The following is a 19,243-nucleotide window of genomic DNA, read 5'->3' as shown; positions in this document are numbered from 1 at the left end:
TGATACTCGCCGTCCACTCAGTGCAGCGAGTCCACGATCTGTCTGGGGCCGACACCGAGCAAGCGCCGCATGCAACGGGCCATGTGGCTGGGATGGGCGAAGCCGGCTTCGAGCGCGATCTCGCTCATGCTCTTGCCGCCTTGCAGCAACAGCGTACGTGCGCGCTCGACGCGCCGCTCGAGCACGAAGCGGTGCACCGGCATGCCCACCGCCTGTTTGAACAGCGGCTTGAAATGGGACAGGCTGAAGCCGGCCACGCTCGCCAGCTCGGCCAGGCTCAGATCCTCGTCGAGGTGCGCCTCGATGTACTCGACCACGTGACGCAGGCGCCAGGCGGGCAGGGCGCGTCCGGGCTTGACTGTCGTCAGCGTCTTGCGCGATTGCAACGCCAGCAAGCGCGCCGCGAGCGCGGAGGCGAGACTGTCGCTGAACAGGCGGCCGCCCGGATACGCGTCGTTGTCTTCGGCCTGCATCATCCAGCCGATGCGTTCGACCTGCGGGTCGCGGATGTGGATCGACGGCGCGAGGTCGGCATCGTAGGCACCCAAACCCATCGCATCCGCGCTTTCGCGCAGCAACGACGGCGTCAGCCTAAGCAGCAGCGAACGCGCCGGCTTCGACACGATCCAGCGCGTGCTCGACCCGGCCGGTACCACGCAGAACTGGCCGTGGATGCGCACGCCCTGGCGCTCGTGGCCCTGGACGCGATAGGACACCGGCACAGGATGGCCTTCGTGCAGGCATAGCACGTGGCGGGTATCCAGCGGGGAATCGAACAGGCCCGACGGCACCGGTTTGCTGAGCACGTCGAGCAGCGGCGCGCGGCCGGGGCCGGCACTGGCGAGCAGCGCGGCCGAAGGGCCGGGATAGCAGGAGGGGCGGTCGGTCATGGGCGGATGCTTATACGCGCCTCGGCCGCGCAACAGTGCCGAAAATCATCCCTGCGTGCTGCGCGTCGGCCGTATGTGCGCGCGCGCCTGCGGCCGCGTCGCCAGCATGGCGCAACGACATCCGTCGCACGGAGACTTTGTAATGAAACGTAGACAGTTCATGGCGATGACCGCAGCCGTGGTCGCCGCCGGCGTGGCCGGGGCCTGCGCGCCGCTGGCATCGACTCGCCGCGCCGCCGCCGCGGCGAGGCCGGCCACCGGCGTCGTCGCGTTCGCCGCGGCGAGGCGCTACGCCGAACTCGGCTTCGGTCGCATCGCCTATGTCGAGCGCGGTTCCGGCGAGGCGGCCTTGTTCCTGCACGGAGCGCCGCTCAACGGCTACCAGTGGCGCGGCGCCATCGACCGGCTTTCGCCGTATCGGCGCTGCCTCGCACCCGACTTCATGGGCCTGGGGTATTCGCAGATTCCCGAGCATCAGTCGCTGGCCGCCGACGCCCAGGCCGAGATGCTGGCGTCCTTGCTCGACTCGCTGGCGATCGGCACGGTCGACATCGTCGCCAGCGACAGCGGTGGCGCGGTCGCGCAGTTGTTCCTGTTGCGCCATCCCGGGCGCGTACGCAGCCTGCTGTTGACCAATTGCGACGTCGAACCCGACAGCCCGCCGGCCAAGGTCAAGCCGATCGTCGAGATGGCGCGCGCCGGAACCCTCGACGAGATGACCGCGCAGTGGCTGACCGACAAGTCGCTGGCGCGTTCGACCTTCGGCGCGGCGGTGTTTCGCGACCCCGCCGGTTTCGCCGACGAGACCATCGAGTACTACATCGCACCCTTGCTGAGCACGCCGCTGCGCCGGGCCCAGTACAACGCCTTCCATGCCGCCTTCGAGCCGAATCCCCTGGCCGGCATCGAAGCCGAGCTCAGGCGCAGCACGGTGCCGCTGCGTGTGGTCTGGGGGGCGGCCGACGATATCTTCGCCCAGAGCGACGCCGAGTATCTCGACCGCGTGTTTCCGAACTCGCGCGGCGTGCGCCGCGTGCCCGGGGCGAAGCTGTTCTTCCCGGAAGAATTCCCCGAGGTCATCGCCGAGGAGGCGCGGCGGTTGTGGAAGGTCTGAACCGAACGGCGGCGGGCGGAGCGCACGCCCGCCGCGCGCTGCGGCGGTTGTGGAAGGTCTGAACCGAACGGCGGCGGGCGGAGCGCACGCCCGCCGCGCGCTGGGCCATGCGGGGTAAGTCCAGCGCGGTCGTATCCACGGACATCGCGTGGATGCGATGAGGAAGAATGTGATGTTGCCGGCCTTCGCGCCCGGCGCATTCTCTATTGGGTCACATTCGTAATGCAGCCCAGGTAGTGGAAGCGGGCTGCGCAATCGCCCCGCGAATCGAGCATCGAACCGCGGCCGAATCGACACCGGCCGGCCGCTGACTCACGCATGCCCAATCCACGATGCTAATCACGTTTGCCTGCGATTCATGCTGATAGTTTCGCGCTGCGAACGCGGCTAGCCGCAGCGATATTCGAACACCTATCGATGTATCGATAAGCACCATCCGGGCGACGGCTGCGCATGGCCGTCGTTGCGCACAGCATCGCCCCCACCCCGTATCCAACCGGCTTGGCCTCGCACGATCCTGGGGCGTGCAAGCGCGCGCCCCTGTTCTCGAAAACATCGCCGATCGAAGCCTGGCCTGACGACGCGTCTTTGCATCGCTAGCGTTTGGGAGAAAGGAAGCATGAAGGCATCCAAGGCGGTTTCGTGGTCGTTGGCGGCGGTAGTGCTCGCCCTCACCCTCGCGGCCTGCTCGCGCGATGGCGACGGGCCCGGAGGAAAGGGATCGGCGAGGGCGGCAGGGGCGGGCGCTTGCGCGGCTCCGCAATACCAGGCCGGTACTAATTACCAAGCCGGCGAGGAGGTCACCAACCTGGGGCATCAGTACCAGTGTTGGAAGGACGAGGAAGCGCCGTTGGGGCCGGGCAGTTGGGCCTGGTGCGCGTTACAGGTCTATAACCCCGGTCTGCCGGCCGACAGCGGCGCGGTGAACTGGCCGGAGGCCTGGAAAGACCTCGGCCCCTGCGACGAGGGCGGGTTCGAGGGCAATCGCCTGACCGTGGAATTCGCCGAGCCGGAAAGCGACGACTCCAGGACCAGATCGGCCGGAAAGCACCCGGCGACGATGAGCGGCGTTCTGCGTTGCGGCAGCGAAGCCATACCGATCCGGGCGGTATGGGGCGAAAGCCTCAAGATCGACGAACTTAAACGCTGCGACTATGCGTTGATCATGGACGTCGCCGAAGGTTTCGCGCCGATGAACTCGCCGATGACGGTGTCGTTCGAGGCCGAAGAAGGCGAGCACCAGACGCGCGTCGTGCGTTACCGGCCGCGTGTGGACGTCGCCAAGCTGCGCCCCTTGCCCGGGGTCAAGATCGAGCTGTTCGCCGAGGGGATATCGCAGCCCAGGCAGATGGCGCTCGGCAACGGCGTACTCTACGTCGGCTCCGGTTGGGTAGGGGGCGTGTTTCCGCCGCCGATCTCCAAGCAGATCTACGCTTTGCCCTTGGACGGCGCTTCGGGAAAACCCACGAGTGTCCACGTCGTCGCATCGGGCCAGTTGGAGCCGCATGGCGTCGCCTATCGCGACGGCAGCTTGTTCTACTCCACCGCCGATGCGATCTATCGTGTTCCGGATGCGGACAACAGTTACGCAGAGGCAAAGCCGGAACTGCTGTTGAAGTTGCCGGGCGGCGACACGCCGTTTCCCTTGCCCCCCGTCGACGTCACGGTCGACTGGCTCTATTGGCATCAGAAGCACCCGTTGCGATTCAACCCGCACGATGCCAACGACAAGGGGCTGTACACCGCGGTCGGCATCCCCTGCAATCTGTGCATGGTGCCGGCGGACCCGCGCTACGGCACCATCCTGCGTTACGACCTGGCCACCAAGCAGGCGACTATCGTCGCTAAGGGCGTGCGCAACTCGCTGGGGTTCGATTGGAACCCGGCCAGCGGAGAGATCTGGTTCAGCGACAACAACCGCCAACTCTTCCCCAACTCGGAAGAAGTCAATCGCATCGGCAAGGACGACGAACACTTCGGCGTGCCGTACGTGTTCGGCCGGAGCACGCTCGGCTTCACCGCCGAGGAAGAGAAAAACCCCAGGTCGGCCAACGACGGTAAATGGCTGGAGGGCTTGCGGCTGTCGGACATCCCTTTGGGGCAGATCGATGTTTCGCGCTACACCCCGCCGGCCTTCGAAATCGCTTCCAACTCCGCGCCGCTGGGGGTCAAGTTCTGGAGCGGCTATCCACCGCCGGCCGGGACACAACGCTTGTTGGTGGCGACCCATGCCCTCGGCACCAGCGATGAGCCCGGCCTGCAGCTGCGCATGCTGACGATCAAGAACGGCAAGGTGATCCATGAAATCCCGTTGGTCGATGGTTGGCTGCAGGATCGCGCGAACGCGGACCCGAACTGCCTGCGGGGCGGCTGCATCGGCCGTCCGGTGGATTTCCTGGAACTGCCCGATCACAGCCTGCTGGTGTCCGATGACGTAGCCGGGGCGATCTACCGGATCCGCCCCTACGACCCGGCACTGGTGCCGGCCACGGCATTGACGCTCACGCCCGCTCCGGCGCCTTCGCCGGATATCGCCGACGAGCGGGTCAGGGGGCATCTGATCGATGCACTCGGCCACAAGCGCCTGTTCCATGCGGCCTGGGGCAGCGAATCCATGGCGATCGCCGGCTTGGCCTATGGCGATTACCAGGTGCGGCTCAACGACGTCGGTAACTGGATACCGATCAAGCGCACGAATCGTTTCACCCTCTCGGCCGGGCAACCGACTCACGCCATCGACCTGACGTATTGGGAGCGCCCCGAACACATCGAAGTGCCGATGACGATCCATGCGCCGGCCAAGCCCGGCGGGGCGGCCCGCGAACATTGGGTGGTCAAGTTGATCGATGCCAAGGAGGCGGTGCGCGAGGTATCGGTGCCCTGGGGCGGCCAGGTGGAGGTCATGCTCGACTACGGCAAGCACCGGGTGGTCTATCCCTATTACCCCACCTATCGCCCACAGCCGAGCATGCATGGCGTGGACGTCAACGAAGAGAGCGAGCGCATCGACCTGCCTGCGATGAGCTACGTCTATGAGGCCAACCTCGGCCTGGCCGTATTGGAGAGCAGTTGCAGCGGCTGTCACGACTCCAAATACTTCGACGATCCGAACAAGGCGCATAACTGGGACGAGGCCGGCCGCGTTGCCCTGGTCAAGAAGATCCAGAGCATGAACATCGAGGGACACTGCGACGGCGTCTGCGCCGGGTCGATCTCCGATTACCTGTTCGACACCGTGTGGAGCGTGTATCTGCGGCCGCAGACCCCGTTCGGCAAGCGCCAGATCCGCCAGTTGACGCCGAACGAATACGCCAACAGCGTGCGAGATCTGTTCGGGGTGACGATCAACCCGGCCAAACTGCCTGCCGACAAATCCGCCAAGCAATTCAAGTATCCCGGCGAAGCCGACCTCGGCGTCCTCCAGGCCGAAGACGTCAAGCGTTACTACGATGCCGCGCTGGAAGTGGCCGGGCAGGTCGAACCGCAGTCGCTGGGCTATCGCAAGACAGCCCAGGCCGCATCCTTCGTCGGCGAGCTGGGCCACAAGCTGTTCCGTCGCCCGATGACGGCGCAGGAAGTCGAGCGCTACACCGCCTTGCTCGATGCGCACGGCCTTCAGGACATGGTCGCGGGCATGTTGTTGTCGCCGCATTTCCTCTATCGCTCCGAGCTGGGCAACGACAGCTATGGCCGGATCAACGCCTACAAGCTCACCCCGAGCGAAGTGGCGACGGCGCTGTCGTTCACCTTCCTCGGCACCACGCCCAGCCTGGAATTGTTGCAGAAGGCCGAAGCGGGAGGGCTGTCGACGCCGGAGCAGATCGGCGCGGAGGCCGCGGCGATGATCGCGACCGACCGCGGGGTCGCGCAGTTCGTCCGTTTCATCCGTCACTACACCAAGACTGCCGGCGACCTGCAGGAAAAACCGGGCCTGAGCGACCCGGTGATCCAGGCCATGCGCGAAGAGCAGTCGGCGTTCGTGCGCCACGTGCTGTTGGACGGCGAAAGCACGATGACCGAGTTATTCGATCCGCGCTACACCTTCCTAAACCACACCCTGGCCCAGCACTACGGTATCGCCGGCGTCTCCGGCGAGGCGATGCGCAAGGTCGAGGTGGATGAGAAGCGCGGCGGCCTGCTGCATCACGGCCTGACCCAGGCGGCGACCTCGGACTATATGGCGACCTCGCTGGTGAAGCGCGGCATCATGATCCGTGAGCAGCTGCTGTGCCGCGAGTTCGGCGAGCCCGTCGAAGCCGACCCGGAAACGCCGACCTTCCCGAACCGCCCGATCACCACGCGCGAACGCTGGGACCTGGTCAATGGCGAGCATGCCTCCGGCGGCCGTTGCTGGCAGTGCCATCAGTTCATGAACGACACCGGCGCGTCGATGGAGCACTACGACGCCGCCGGGCGCTATCGGCTCAAGGAACGCGCCTACAACCACGAACTGTTCCCAGTGGACGTCGACATCAATGCCGCTGGCCCCTTCGTCGACAACGTCGGCCACGGCGAGTGGGCGCAGATCAAGGACGTGCGCGACATCGCCAGGTTCATACCCGGAAACTCGACCGCATTGACCTGCATGGCCGACAGCTATTTCCGCTATGCGTTCGGCAACCATTCCGACGCCTTGACCGCGGGCACCATCAAGGCGATGGGCGACGAGCTGAAGAGTTCCGGATCGCTGCGCAAGATGCTGCACGAACTGGCTACCTCGAACGCCACCCTCTACAAGAAAGAGCGGGATTGACCATGGACATTCTCAAGCATCGCCGTCGTTTCCTTGCCGGCCTGACCGCCGCCGGCGTGCTCGCGCCCTTGAGCCTGTACGGTCTGGCGCGCATGGCCGTTAGCGGCGAGACCCAAGCGCCGAACCTGAAGGTGGTGTTCTTCGTCACGCCCGACGGCCTGGCCGTGGATTCGTTCACCGGCGGCGGGTTCGGCGACGGCCGCGGTCTGTGGCATCCGGACGCGCAGGGCGACGATACCGGCGACTTCACCCTCGGCGAGGTCAGCCGCGAGCTGGAGGCCTACCGTCATCAATCGCTGTACCTGCGCGGCACCATCCTCGGGCCGGCCAACGTCGGCCACAGCGGCTGGAAATGGGTGCTGCGCGATTCCGCCGAGAGCAAGACCTCGATCGACAATCTGCTCGCCGCGGCGATGCCCGGCACCGACCCATCGCTCGGCGCGGTATTCGCGGGCCCTCATGCCGGCATCGACGGCACCCATTGGGACGTCTCGTGGATCGACAACCGCATGCGCATTCCGCAGAACGACCCCGGGCTGCTGTTCGAAAGCATTTTCCGCTCCGCCGCGAGGTCCGGCCGGGGCCAACAAGTCCGCAGCAAGGACGTGTTCGCTCCGGTGTTCGCCGACATCCAGGAATTGAACGCGCGACTGGCCGGTTCGCAACGCGAGAAGCTCGCCACCCACCTCGACGCGGTCAACAAAGTGGTCAAGGATCTCGAAGACACCCGGCCGCCGCTCGAATGCGATCCGCAGCGGCCGGAACACAACCCGATCAACTCGGCCGAGTTCCGCAACCAGGTCCAGGCCGCTCACCATCAGGTCGTCGCGACCGCGCTGGCCTGCGGCGTGGTGCGGGTGGCGACGATTCAAGTCGGCCGCTCGGCCGAGTCGTTGAACATCCTCGACGTCACCAACGACCGCAATCCGCACGATTGCGCCCATCGCTATACCGGCGAGGGTCCGTGGAAAGGCACGCGGCAGTGGTATACGCGCCAAGTCAAACTGTTCCTCGACGAGTTGGCCAAACACGCCGACCCGGACGTGCCGAGTGACAACCTGCTGCAACACACGTTGGTGATCTTCACCAGCGAGATGGCCGATGGGGCGCCGGAGCACATGCTCGACATGCCCTTGGTGATGCTGGGCGGGGCTTCGGGCCTGCTGAAGAGCGGCGACGGCCAAGGGCGCTATCTCAAGATTACCGGACAGGCCGATCGCGACCATCACACCGGCAACCCGGTGATCGGCAAGCGTTTCGTCGACATGCAACGGATCTGGGCGACCGTCGGCAAGGCCGCCGGTGTCGAGGTGCCGTACGCCGGCAATATCGCGCCGGTGACCGGCATCTTCAGCAACGTCGGCTGACCGCTCTGCCTCGATCAGCGCCGCAGTGGGTCGGCGCTGTGCGTGTGCGCGGCTGGCGGTTCTGCGCCGATAGCGTCTGCATCGCGACGCGCTCGCCTGGTTACCGGACGGGTGAGTATTCAACGGTGGATGGAACGACGCGTGCTCGCATCGGCGTTGAACGGTCGTGTTTGCAATGATTGCTGGCGAACGCGTCCGATCGACCGCCAAGTCCGCGCGGAATCGTGTCGAGTTCACGATTAAACGGCTCGTTATGCCGTTTTCGCAATGCGAGAAAAATAGCAAAATGCCATGCGTGCAAGCCGCAACGAAGAGGCCGGGTTCGATACGAAACGAATCTTGACGCGGACCACGGAACCGCACGATGCATCGTGATAACAAGTGCAACGTCGAAAGTCAGGGGGCATCGACCCACTCAGCGCATCGCTGGTGGTCAAATCTGAGGACTTCCCCATGTTGCAGCAACACGATCTCGTCCAGGATCCAAGTACGACTGCCGTGCCGTTCGCCGAGGAACTCTCGGACGACAATCTCGAAGCCTTGTTCGGTGGCAAACCCGTGGTATGCGGTTGCGGTTGGCTTTGTTCGTTCACTGGCGAGTGCGGCTGTTCCAACGGCCACTCGGTATGTGTCGGCCACTGCTGATCCGTTAACCGGAGCCGCCTGGCGGTAACGGGCGGCTCCTTTCAAGTACGGCCCTTACAGCGAATCCCGCAGCGGTGCTTCAGGCGTCGTGCGTCGGATTGTGCACGCATCGTCGGACGGGGCGCGAACACGCGCGTCGCGTATGCCGGCGGGCGCGTGCTGCCGATGCTTGCCCGAGCGTTGCCGGAATCCGCTTGCAAGGTCCGCTGCTTCCCAACATCGGGGCGTCTTGCCTGGACGGACAGCGCGTGAACAAGCCATCGCGGCGCGGTACCACGAAAACCAAGTTCGTCAGCCAGACCTCGGCCGCCGATTGCGGCCACGCCTGCATCTCGATGCTGCTGTCGGGCCTGGGCTTGCGCATGCCGATGCTGGCGCTGGCGGCGCGTTATCCGGTCAGCCAGCGCGGCATGTCGGCCAAGGAAATGCTCGACGTGTTGCGCATGTGCGGGGTCAAACCCAAGGCGCTGCGGGCCACAGACGGCACCGTGCAGGCGCTGCGGCACGCCGCCTTGCCGGCCATCGTGCATCTGCGCCACGAGCATTTCGTCGTGGTCGGCGCGGTCGACGACAAGACCGTGGCGGTGCTGGACCCGGCCACCGGCGAGAGCCGCATGGCCCACGCCGAATTCGAGGCGATGTGGAGCGGCGTATTCATCTGCGCCGAACGCGACGAAACCGCGCGCTCGCAGGTCTCGATATCGCCGCTGGGGCAGCTGTTCAAGGAATTCCTGGGCGAGAACTGGTCGCTGTGGCTGTTCCTGCTTAGCGTGATCGCGCTGACCGTGGCCACGACCATTTCTTTCCCCTGGTTGCTGAGCCGGGCGGTGACCTTCCTGGCCTACGGCGGCAGCGGCAGCGCGACCGGCCTCGGCATGGGCTTGCTGGTGTTGTCGCTCGCCTTCGTGGTCGCGCACTGGATGCGCGCGCGAGTGTCGTTGTTGATCCAGTTGCGTTTGGACAGATCGCTGATCACCCGGTTCGTCGACCGCCTGTTGAAGCTGCCGCTGCGGATCTTCTCGCTGTTGCCGGCTGGCGACCTGATCGCGCGCGTCAACTCGGTATCGGGCGTGCGCGATTTCCTGTCGGCGCGCATTACCGGCCTGATTCTCGACTCCGGTGTGCTGATGGCGACCCTGGCCGTGCTGGCCTTCCAGAGCGCGCCGGTGGCTTTGCTGTTCCTTGCCCTGACCCTGCTGTCGACGGTGGTGTTGATCCTGTGCTGGAAGCGCCTGCTGCGCCTCACCGGCGGCGAGGTGCTGGCGTATTCCGGCTATTACAGCACCCTGGCCGAAACCCTGACCATGGCGGTCGACGTCAAGGTCAACCGCAAGGAGCAGGTATTCGCCGACCGGCTGATGGACCGCTTCGGCGAGCACCAGAAGTGGTTGGAGGCGCGCGGCAAACTCAACGCCGTGTTCGAGGCCTTGTACGCCTATCAGGACAAGGTCGTGCCGATCGCGGCCTTGTTGCTGTTGTTCGTAGCCTTCCCGAGCATCGACCTGTCCGACCAGGCCGCGTTCTATTGCTACTTCCTGCTCGGTTGGACCGGACCGTCGGTACGTGCGATCCAGATGTTCTTCATGCAACTGGTGGTGGTGCGGATCAATGCCGACCGTATCGAGTCGATCCAGGGCCTGATGAGCCTCGACGATGCCACGCCCGCCGCCGATGCGCAGGCGCCGCCGTGGGCCGGGCCGAGCCAGGTCGCGGTCAGCGGCGTCGGCTTTTCCTATCTCGGCACCGGCACGCCGGTGCTGGAGGATGTGTCGGCGAACTTCGACGACCGCGGCCTCAACGTCATCGTCGGGCCTTCGGGCTGCGGCAAGAGCACCTTGCTCAAGTTGATCGGCGGTTTGCTTTTGCCCGATGCCGGCAGCATCCAGGTGCGCGTGCACGGCGAGCGCGGCGGCGGAACCGGGGCCGCCGCGGCCTCGGTGGCCTATCTCAACCAGCATCCGGCCTTGTTCGCCGGCACCGTTGCCGAGAACATCGCGATGTTCGACCCGCAGGCCGATATCGAGCGCATCGAACGCTGCGCGCGGGCGGCCTGTATCCACGACGAGATCGTCGCCTGGCCGCTGGCTTATCGCACGCCGGTGGTCGCGGTCGGGCAGAGCCTGTCGTCGGGGCAGTGCCAGCGCATCGCCCTGGCGCGCCTGCTGTACAGCCACGCACCGATCATGCTGCTGGACGAATTCACCAGCGATATCGACGCCGCCACCGAAGGCGCGATCCTGCGCCATCTGCGGCTCTGGCCGGGCATGAAGATCATCGTCACCCACCGTACCCAATGGATCCAGCCGGGCGATCGCGTCCACGACCTGGGCCAAATCGCGCAAGGAGGACAACGTCATGAACGTCCCGTCTATGCGTGAGCGGCGCCCGCGACGCCTCGCATTTGCTGTCGGCGCGGTGTCGGTGGGGGTGCTGGCGGTCGGCTTGTTGATGGTGCGCAACACGGTCGCCTCGGTGGCGCCGGTGGCGGTCGTGAAGCCGGCGTTGGACGCCTTGCCGACCACGATCTTCGCCGACGGCACCTTGTCGTATCGCAACGAGCTGGCGATGACCTCGGAAGTGCTCGGCGCGGTCGAGGAGATCTACGTGCGCCAGGGCGACGAGGTCAAGCGCGGGCAGCCGTTGATGAAGCTGCGTTCGCAGCAGTACCAGGCGCAGTTGGCCCAGCGCGAGGCCGGGCGCGACGGCGAGATGGCTTCGCTCGAAGTCAAGCGCGCCAGCCGCGAACTGGCCGCGGCCAAGCTGCGCAGGTTCACCGCGTTGCGCAAGCAGCAATTGGTCAGCGAGGAAGGCCTGGACGAGGCCGAGGCGGCGTACCGCCAGGCCGATGCGGCTTATCGCGAAGGCCATGCGCGCATCCAGAACCAGCGCGCCTTGGTCGACGAGGTGCAGGACAGCCTGCACAAATCCATCCTGCGTTCGCCGATCGACGGCACGGTGTTGTCGATCGACGTATCCGCCGGCGAAACCGCGGTGCCGAGCGCCTTGAGCTTCAGCGGCTCGACCGTCGCGCGTATCGCCGACACCAGCGTGCTGGTCGCCACCGCCAAGCTCGGCGAGTACGACGTCTGGAAGATCCGCCCCGGCGCCGTCGCCAACGTGGTGGTGCCGGCTTTCGACGAGACGCCCTTGCCGGGCACGGTGCGCTCGGTGTCGATGGCGCCGGCGCGTTCGACCACCGGCACCGGTGCGCCGGCAGCCGGTGCGGCGAGCTATGAGGTGCTGATCGAGATCCGCAACACCCGCCGCGCGAGCCTGCGTACCGGTATGACCTGCCGGGTCGAGTTTCCCAGCCGCAAGGCCGCGCCGGTGTTGACCGTGCCCATCGCCGCGCTGCGCGACGACCCGGCCGAACTGGGTGCCGAAGCCGGGCAGGGCGCCAGCGGCGCGGTGTTGGTGGTGCGCGACGGCGTCGCCAGCCTGCGCCGCGTGCGCCTGGGCGACGTCAACGAGACCCATCAGGAAATCCGTGGCGGGCTCGATGCCGACGACCTGGTCGTGGTGCCGGCGAGCGGCCAACCGTCCTTGAAACCGGGCACCCGGGTGCGGGTGATCTCGTATGAACGCGGTTGAGCTCAGCGGCATCCGCAAGAGTTATCGCCTCGGTGCGACCGAAGTGCCGGTGCTGCGCGGGGTCGACCTGCACGTGGCCCAACACGAGTACGTCGCGGTGATGGGCGCCTCGGGTTCGGGCAAGTCGACTTTGTTGAACATCATCGGCTTTCTCGATACCCCCGACGCCGGCGAGATCCGCATCCACGGCGCGCCGGTGCAGCGCCAGGACGACGCGGCCCTGTCGGGTTTCCGCAACCGCACCATCGGCTTCGTGTTCCAGAGTTTTCATCTGCTCGGCAATTGCTCGGCGCTTGAGAACGTGATGCTGCCGCTGCGTTATCGCGGCGAAGCGCGTGCCGCCGCCGGGCGCCGCGCCCTGGCTGCGCTGGAAGAAGTCGGCATGGCCCATCGCGGCGCGCACCGCCCCGACGAATTGTCCGGCGGCGAACGCCAGCGCGTGGCGATCGCCCGCGCCATCGTCGGCGAGCCCGAGATCATCCTGGCCGACGAGCCGACCGGGAACCTGGACTCGAAGACCTCCGACGAGGTGCTGGACGTATTCGCGCGCATCCATGCCAAGGGCCGAACCCTGATCGTGGTGACCCATGCGCCGCAAGTCGCCGAACGCTGCCAACGCACGATCCGGGTCTGCGACGGCCAGGTGATCGACGCCGCCGCGTCCGCGGCCGCCTGAGCACGACCGGCATGCGCCGCTGGCTGGCCAACCTGTGGGACGCCGCACGCTCGCTGGCGCGCAGTCCGCGCCAGACCCTGCTGTGCGCGAGCGCCATCGTGTTGGCGGTGATGGCGTATTCGACCGTGGTCAGCATCGCCGACGGCATGGTGCAGGTGCTCGGCCGCCGCTTCGAGAGCCTGGGCGACGACACCCTGGTGATCCGCGGCCAGTCCACCGCCAGCGGCGGCTTCGTGCCCGGCCGCGGCGATCTCGACGATATGCAGCGGATGCCGCAGTGGATCGCGCGCGCGGCGCTGGTGCAGGAGTTGTCGGGCGCGGCCACCTTGTTGGAAGGCGCGGGCACGCGCCAGGTCGCGCAGGTGTTGGCGGTGAGCGAGGACTACTTCGCCATCGACCGGGTCGCGATCGGGCAGGGCCAGGCGTTGAGCGGGCGCGGAGCCTCGGTCAAGCGGTGCGTGCTCGGCGCGCGCATCGCCGGCCGTTTGTTTCCCGGGCAAGCGCCGTTGGGCAAGTTCCTGCGCATCGGCGGGCAGTGGTATGCGGTCGGCGGCGTGCTCGCGGCGACCGACGAGCCGGGCAAGTTCGTCTCCAACGACGATGCGGTGTTCCTGCCCCTGGCCGGCGCCAGCGGCCTGGTCCGGCCCGGCGACGACGGCGGCCGCCTGGTGGTCAAGGCCGCGCCGGGCGTCGACATGGAGGCATTGCGAACGAAGCTGCAGGCGCTGCTGCTGCGCAAGTACGGCGGTCGCTACGACGCCGACGACTTCCGCATCGAAGCCAAGCAGGCGTTGTTGCAGAGTGCGCGCGCGGCGACCGAGAGCCAAGGCCGCACGGTGGCGTGGATCTCGCTGCTGGCCTCGCTGGTCGCGGCCCTGGGCGTGATGAACATGATGTTCCTCAGCGCCGACGAGCGTTCCGGCGAGATCGGCCTGCGCCGCGCGATCGGCGCGACCCGCGCCGACATCGCGGCGTTGTTCCTATGCGAGGCCTTGCTGCTGTGCCTGGCGTCGATTCCGTTGGGACTGGTGCTGGGCCGCATGGCCGCCGGTTTGCTCCAGGGCGTGTTGCGCTTGGACTCCGCGCCGGTGTTGAGCGGGCAGGCCTGCGCGCTGGTCGCGCTGGCGACCACCGCGCTGGTGCTGGTGTTTTCGCTGGCGCCGGCGTGGCAGGCCGCGCGCAAAGACCCGAAGCGGGTGTTGCGCGCCGAATGAACGCGACCACGCGCCCCGCTGACACGAGTTCGGTGCGCGCACCGCAGCGCGCTGCCGCATCGGCCGTGGAAGCGGCGCCGGGCGCGTGGTTCGTACTCAGCGAAGCCTTCCAGGCGGCCTTGCGCCAGTTGCGTAGCTTCCCGGTGCGCACTGCGGTGGCGATGCTCAGCGTGGCCTTGGGCGTGGCCGGCATCGTCTCGGTGGCGTCGTTGTCGGAGGGCCTGTCGCGCACCCTGGTGCGTTCGTTCGAATCGATGGGGCGGCAGGTGCTGATCGTGCGCTCCGATCCGTCTTACGAATCCTTGGTGCTCGGCCGCGCCAACCGTTTGTCCGAGCGCGACCTGCGCGTGGTCGCCACGGCCTTCGCCCAGCGGCCGGTGGCGCCGCTGCTGCGCTACGGCGCGTTCAACAACCCGGTGGCCCTGGGCGCGCGCAAGGGCAGCGCGGCGATCTACGGCACCACCGTCGAGTACTTCCGGCTCGGCGAGGTCGAACTGATCGCCGGCGCCTGGCCGTCGCGGCAGGACTGGCGTGGCAGCGGCCGGCAATGCCTGCTCGGGCGCAGCCTCGCCGAAGAACTGGGCGGCAGCGCTGTGGTGATCGGCCGCGACCTCAACCTAGCCGCACGCTCCTGCCGTGTCGTTGGCGTGGTCAAGGGCGCCGGCAGCGCGCTCGGTTTCGATGCCGAGCGATTGGTCGTCGCGCCGATCGGCCTGGTGCGGGCGATGGACGCCGACGGCAGCCTCAGCGATCTGGAGATCCACGCCGGTTTCTCCGAAGCGGACGACATCGAGGCCATCGGCCGGCGCTTGTCGTCGCAGTTGCGCAAGCAGCGCCATGTCGTCGGCGGCGAGGACGACTTCATCGTCGTTACCGCGCAACGCCTGCGCGGCTATCTCGACGACACCCTGGCCAGCGTGCGCGCCGGCCTGTTCCTGTTGATGGCGGTGGTGTTCGCGGTTGCCGCGTTGGGCATCGGCAACGTCATGGTGTCCGGCGTCAACGCGCGCCGCCGCGAGATCGCGATCAAGCGCGCCATCGGCGCCTCGCGCGCCAACGTCTTCCTCGAATTCCTGTTGGAGGCGGTGATCCTGACCGGCTTCGGCGGCGTGCTGGGCGTGATCTTGGGCGCCGCCGCGGCGCTGGCGATCACCTCCGGTTCCAGCTATTTCGGCGAGCCGACCGTTTCCTGGTCGGGTTGTCTGTTCGGGGTCGTCACCGCGCTGCTGGTCGGTTTGTCGACCGGGGTATGGCCGGCGGCGCGCGCGGCGCGCCTGGACCCCGTGGCCGGTTTGCATCATCACTGAGGTGAAGACATGAAGGGACCGTGGGTCTGGATAGGGGCATCGGCCCTGGTGGCGGTGCTCGCGGTATCACTGGGCTTCGTGCTGATGGCCGCGGGCCGTTCCGAGCCCTTGCAGGGGATGCAGGTCGACGACTTGCCGATGCTCGGTCGCGGCGATGCGCCGCACGAGATCGTCCTGGTCACCGATTACGGCTGCCCGGCGTGCAAGCGCTTCCATGCCGAGATGCTGCCGCGGCTGATGGCGCGCTTCGTCGACAACGGCGGCGCCAAGATCCGGGTGTTGGCGTTTCCGATCCGTGAAGGTTCGACCGAACTGGCGCATGCGGTGACCTGTTTGCAACAACGCCCCGGCAGCGATGTTCAGGCCTTGTACGACCGCGTCTACGGACAAGACCTCGCCGGCATCGTCGGCATGGAACTGGCTCAGCGCCTTGCGCCAGCGGCGGGGTTCGAAGCCGCCGAACTCAACGCCTGCATGCAACGCCCCGACATCGCCCGCCGGGTCGAGCAGCAACGCTATCGCGCCATCGTCCACGGCATTTCCTCGGTGCCGACCGTGGTCATCGACCGCGTCGCCCTGAGCGAACCCTGGACCTTCGCCCACTACGAGGCGGCGATGAACGCCGCCGCCACGGAAGCCCGATGACATGAGCAGCCTGGATTTCGATCGTTACTACATCGCCGCGATCTGCCGCGCGGAAGCCGAGGCCTTGCGCGGCGAGGTTGCCGCCTGCGTCGCCGCAAGCGGTTTGCCGACGGCGTTCCACACGCCGATCGCCGACGGCGCCAGCGACTATCTGATGCAACGGCTTTGCTGGATGTTCCAGAAGGTGTTCGTGTTCGAACTCAACCGCTACGCCGCGGCCGCGCCGAAGCACGACGGCGCAGCGGTGGCGCCGACCGCGGTCGGCGACCCGGTGTTCGTCGCCTTCGTGCAGGCCATCGCCGGCGGCGACGCGGCGCGCGAACTGCGCGAACGCTACGGGTTTCTGTATCAGCGTGCGCAGTGGTTCTGCGCCGGCTTCATCGACTTCTTCGGCGAGCACCTGGCTCATTTGACCGACGATCTTCCCGCCTTGGCGGCCTTCGGCTTGCACTCCGGCGACGCGCCCTTGCGGGTCGAATTCGGCCAGGGCGATCCGCATCGCAGCGCGCGTGCCACGGTCCGTTATCGCTTCGAGCGCATCGGCCTGTACTACAAACCGCGCGGGTTAGGCCTGGACCTGCTGTTCGCACGCTTGCAGCGCCTGGTCGACGAAGACATGGCGGTGTTGGCCTCGATCGACCGAGGCCATTACGGCTGGCAACTCGGCGTGCGTGGCGGCGGCGCCCAGGGCAGGGCGGCGGCCGAACGCTTCTACCGTTCGCTCGGCGTCTGCACCGCGGTTGCGCATGCGCTGTGCGGCTCGGACCTTCACTTCGAGAACATCGTCACCGACGCGCAGGGGCAGCCGTTCTTCGTCGACGTTGAAGCCTTGTTCACCAACACCGCGCGCATCGACCGGCAGCCACCGTCGGGCGTGCCCCTGCTCGATGCCGAGCGCGAGCTCGACCGGCGCCTCGGCGAGTCGGTGCTGTCGGTCGGCGTGGTGTCATTGCGCCGCACCCGCGAAGGCGTGTTCTCCGGCGCTGCGCAAGGCGACAAGGTCGCCGCGCCGGTGTCGCGCGAGGTCGCGGTGGACGCCAAGACCGCGACCATGCGCCTGTCGCGGGTGCAGGAAGCGATCCAGATCGACAGCCCGGTGCCGCGCGTGGATGGTGAGCCGGCCGCATTCGCCGCGCATTTCGACGGCTTCAGCGACGGCTATCGCCGCGCCGCCGCGGCCATGGTCGAACATGCCGAGGAAATCGAAGCCCTGCTGCGCGACAACGCCGCACTGCGTTCGCGCCAGATCCTGCGCCACACCTATCTGTACGGCCTGTTCCTGGCCGAGACCACCCATCCGGCGCTGGCCGACCCGGCCAAGACCGACGCCTTGTTGCTCAAGCTGCGCCGCGAGGAAGCCAGCAAGCCGTTCCTGCGCCATCTCTACGCCAGTGAACGCGAACAGATGCTGCAGTTCGACATTCCGTACTTCGAAGCCCAGCTCGACAGCCGTGACCTGCTCAGCCCCTGCGGCAACGTCGAAGGCTTCTTCGAGCGCTCGGCGCTGGAGCAAGTGCGCGAACGCCTCGCGCGTTTCGCCGACGAACGCTGGATAGCGCGACAACTGAGCTATGTCGCCACCGCGCTCGGTTGCGAAGACGCCCCCCGCCTGCAACAGACCGACATCGCCGACGCCGTGGCCGCCCTGCTCGCCGAGCGTGCGGTGCCAGGGGAGGGCGACGGCAGCGTGCTGTGGACCTACAGCCCGCCGGTCGGCACGCCCGGCGGCGAGTTCGCGATCATGCCGATGGGCCCCGACCTCTACACCGGCCTCGCCGGCCTGCTGCTGTTCCTGTCGCGCCGCTGCGCGCACGGCGCCGACGCCAAAGAGCTAGCCCTGACCGAACGCCTGATCGCCACCGGCCGCCGCATCCTGGTCGAACGCAGCCCCATGCTCGGCAGCGGCGCCTACTCCGGCATGGAAGGACTGATCCTCAGCCTGAGCGAAGCCGCCGGCGACCGCGGCGACCACGAACTCGCATCGCTCGCGCTCGAAACCTTCCTCGCCCGCGAACCGCAATGGGACCCCGCGCGCCACGACATCATCGACGGCGCCGCCGGCATCGCCCTGGTGGCCCTGGCCCTGCATCGCCAGCACCCAGACCCACGCCTGCTCGACGTCGCCCGGCGACTCGCCGACCGTCTGACCGAAGCCGCCCGCGACACCGTCGACGGCCCAGAATGGTGGCTGCACGGCGTCGACCGCTGCGTCACCGGCTTCGCCCACGGCGGCAGCGGCATCGCCTTCGCCCTGGTCCACCTCGCGCGAGCGCTAGGCGACGCGAACATGCACCAACTCGCCTTGCGCACACTGCGACGCGAAGACCGATTGTTCAATCCCGAAATCGGCCTATGGCCGGACACCCGCATGGACGAACCGCAGTACTCGCTGGGCTGGTGCAATGGCGCTGCTGGGTTCTTGCTGGCGCGGGCTAAAGTTTGGGACGACCTAGAGGATTGGCAGCGCGAGCATGTGCACACGGCGTTCGCGCGCAGCGTCGAGTGGTTTGGGCGGCTAGAGGATGATTCGCTGTGCCATGGCACTGCGGGGGTTCGGCTTGCTTTGGCTAAGGTCACGGACAAACTGGGGTTCGTCTTGCCACAACTTGAGCCGGTCGCCGACAAAAATCACTATCGCGCCGGTTGGGGGCATGACAGCGGGAACCTGGGTTTGATGGTTGGCCTATCTGGCGCGATGTTGGTACCGTTGCAGGAGCAAGGTGTCCATAGCAGGACCGAGCGCTTGATCTGCCCGCTCACGCTGGTATAGCTCGGTTATTAGTGGTGAAAGTCTGGTCTCGACCCGAAGCGGACACTCGATCCTTCTCAGCGTTATCCAAGGCTGGATCGTCCTGCCCTAGTGACGACGAGATACCGCGATGCACTCTGCCTGGGTGAGGAGCACGCCAGTATTGGTCTCGGTGACTTGTACCGCGTCGATGCCTGTATTGAATCGCGGCAGCTGGTAACGCAGGTAACGTCACCTATGGCAGCCCCCGACGGCAAGATGATTGATGTTGTTGCTTCGGCAAAACACATGT

The 19,243-nt window shown here is 66.8% G+C and carries 11 protein-coding genes; 10 read left to right on the top strand and 1 reads right to left on the bottom strand.

What is annotated here, in order from left to right:
- Positions 1-17 precede the first annotated feature (17 nt).
- Positions 18-890, bottom strand: a complete 873-nt coding sequence (locus tag EX88_RS0103250; RefSeq protein ID WP_031370573.1) for a helix-turn-helix domain-containing protein — start codon at positions 888-890, stop codon at positions 18-20.
- A 142-nt stretch (positions 891-1,032) separates the two neighbouring features.
- Between EX88_RS0103250 and EX88_RS0103245 the strand changes: the two genes are divergently transcribed.
- The 10 genes from EX88_RS0103245 to EX88_RS0103200 all read left to right on the top strand — a co-directional run bounded on the left by EX88_RS0103245 (position 1,033) and on the right by EX88_RS0103200 (position 18,972).
- Entirely contained in the window at positions 1,033-2,004 is a 972-nt protein-coding gene (locus EX88_RS0103245; protein ID WP_031370572.1) for an alpha/beta fold hydrolase, read from the top strand.
- Between the two features lie 619 nt (positions 2,005-2,623).
- Complete coding sequence (locus EX88_RS0103240; protein WP_081930587.1) at positions 2,624-6,757, top strand: DUF1592 domain-containing protein; 4,134 nt, start codon at positions 2,624-2,626, stop codon at positions 6,755-6,757.
- Between the two features lie 2 nt (positions 6,758-6,759).
- A complete protein-coding gene (locus EX88_RS0103235; RefSeq protein WP_031370570.1) occupies positions 6,760-8,124 on the top strand; it encodes a DUF1552 domain-containing protein in 1,365 nt (454 codons plus the stop codon).
- A gap of 893 nt (positions 8,125-9,017) precedes the next feature.
- Positions 9,018-11,147, top strand: coding sequence for a peptidase domain-containing ABC transporter (locus EX88_RS0103230; RefSeq protein ID WP_031370569.1), 2,130 nt, complete (start codon positions 9,018-9,020; stop codon positions 11,145-11,147).
- Positions 11,125-12,360: an efflux RND transporter periplasmic adaptor subunit gene (locus EX88_RS0103225; protein WP_081930585.1), complete on the top strand. Its 1,236-nt coding sequence runs from the start codon at positions 11,125-11,127 to the stop codon at positions 12,358-12,360. Before EX88_RS0103230 ends, EX88_RS0103225 begins: the two co-directional genes overlap by 23 nt.
- Positions 12,347-13,036: an ABC transporter ATP-binding protein gene (locus EX88_RS0103220; RefSeq protein WP_031370567.1), complete on the top strand. Its 690-nt coding sequence runs from the start codon at positions 12,347-12,349 to the stop codon at positions 13,034-13,036. The genes EX88_RS0103225 and EX88_RS0103220 overlap by 14 nt, the downstream gene beginning before the upstream one ends.
- Before the next feature lie 11 nt (positions 13,037-13,047).
- Positions 13,048-14,250: an ABC transporter permease gene (locus EX88_RS0103215; RefSeq protein WP_031370566.1), complete on the top strand. Its 1,203-nt coding sequence runs from the start codon at positions 13,048-13,050 to the stop codon at positions 14,248-14,250.
- Entirely contained in the window at positions 14,247-15,557 is a 1,311-nt protein-coding gene (locus EX88_RS0103210) for an ABC transporter permease (RefSeq protein ID WP_031370565.1), read from the top strand. Before EX88_RS0103215 ends, EX88_RS0103210 begins: the two co-directional genes overlap by 4 nt.
- Positions 15,558-15,566: 9 nt before the next feature.
- Positions 15,567-16,202, top strand: coding sequence for a DsbA family protein (locus tag EX88_RS0103205; RefSeq protein WP_081930584.1), 636 nt, complete (start codon positions 15,567-15,569; stop codon positions 16,200-16,202).
- Between the two features lies 1 nt (position 16,203).
- A complete protein-coding gene (locus tag EX88_RS0103200) occupies positions 16,204-18,972 on the top strand; it encodes a type 2 lanthipeptide synthetase LanM family protein (protein WP_031370563.1) in 2,769 nt (922 codons plus the stop codon).
- Positions 18,973-19,243: the final 271 nt, after the last annotated feature.

The sequence above is a fragment of the Lysobacter antibioticus genome, assembly GCF_000731095.1.
GTDB lineage: Bacteria > Pseudomonadota > Gammaproteobacteria > Xanthomonadales > Xanthomonadaceae > Lysobacter > Lysobacter antibioticus_B.
This window is presented reverse-complemented; position numbering and strand designations above follow the sequence as displayed.

What these genes read in the sequence shown, in the direction of transcription:
- EX88_RS0103250 (WP_031370573.1), bottom strand. Translation starts at nt 890, where the DNA reads ATGACCGACCGCCCCTCCTGCTATCCCGGCCCTTCGGCCGCGCTGCTC.
- EX88_RS0103245 (WP_031370572.1), top strand. Translation starts at nt 1,033, where the DNA reads ATGAAACGTAGACAGTTCATGGCGATGACCGCAGCCGTGGTCGCCGCC.
- EX88_RS0103240 (WP_081930587.1), top strand. Translation starts at nt 2,624, where the DNA reads ATGAAGGCATCCAAGGCGGTTTCGTGGTCGTTGGCGGCGGTAGTGCTC.
- EX88_RS0103235 (WP_031370570.1), top strand. Translation starts at nt 6,760, where the DNA reads ATGGACATTCTCAAGCATCGCCGTCGTTTCCTTGCCGGCCTGACCGCC.
- EX88_RS0103225 (WP_081930585.1), top strand. Translation starts at nt 11,125, where the DNA reads ATGAACGTCCCGTCTATGCGTGAGCGGCGCCCGCGACGCCTCGCATTT.
- EX88_RS0103220 (WP_031370567.1), top strand. Translation starts at nt 12,347, where the DNA reads ATGAACGCGGTTGAGCTCAGCGGCATCCGCAAGAGTTATCGCCTCGGT.
- EX88_RS0103215 (WP_031370566.1), top strand. Translation starts at nt 13,048, where the DNA reads ATGCGCCGCTGGCTGGCCAACCTGTGGGACGCCGCACGCTCGCTGGCG.
- EX88_RS0103210 (WP_031370565.1), top strand. Translation starts at nt 14,247, where the DNA reads ATGAACGCGACCACGCGCCCCGCTGACACGAGTTCGGTGCGCGCACCG.
- EX88_RS0103205 (WP_081930584.1), top strand. Translation starts at nt 15,567, where the DNA reads ATGAAGGGACCGTGGGTCTGGATAGGGGCATCGGCCCTGGTGGCGGTG.
- EX88_RS0103200 (WP_031370563.1), top strand. Translation starts at nt 16,204, where the DNA reads ATGAGCAGCCTGGATTTCGATCGTTACTACATCGCCGCGATCTGCCGC.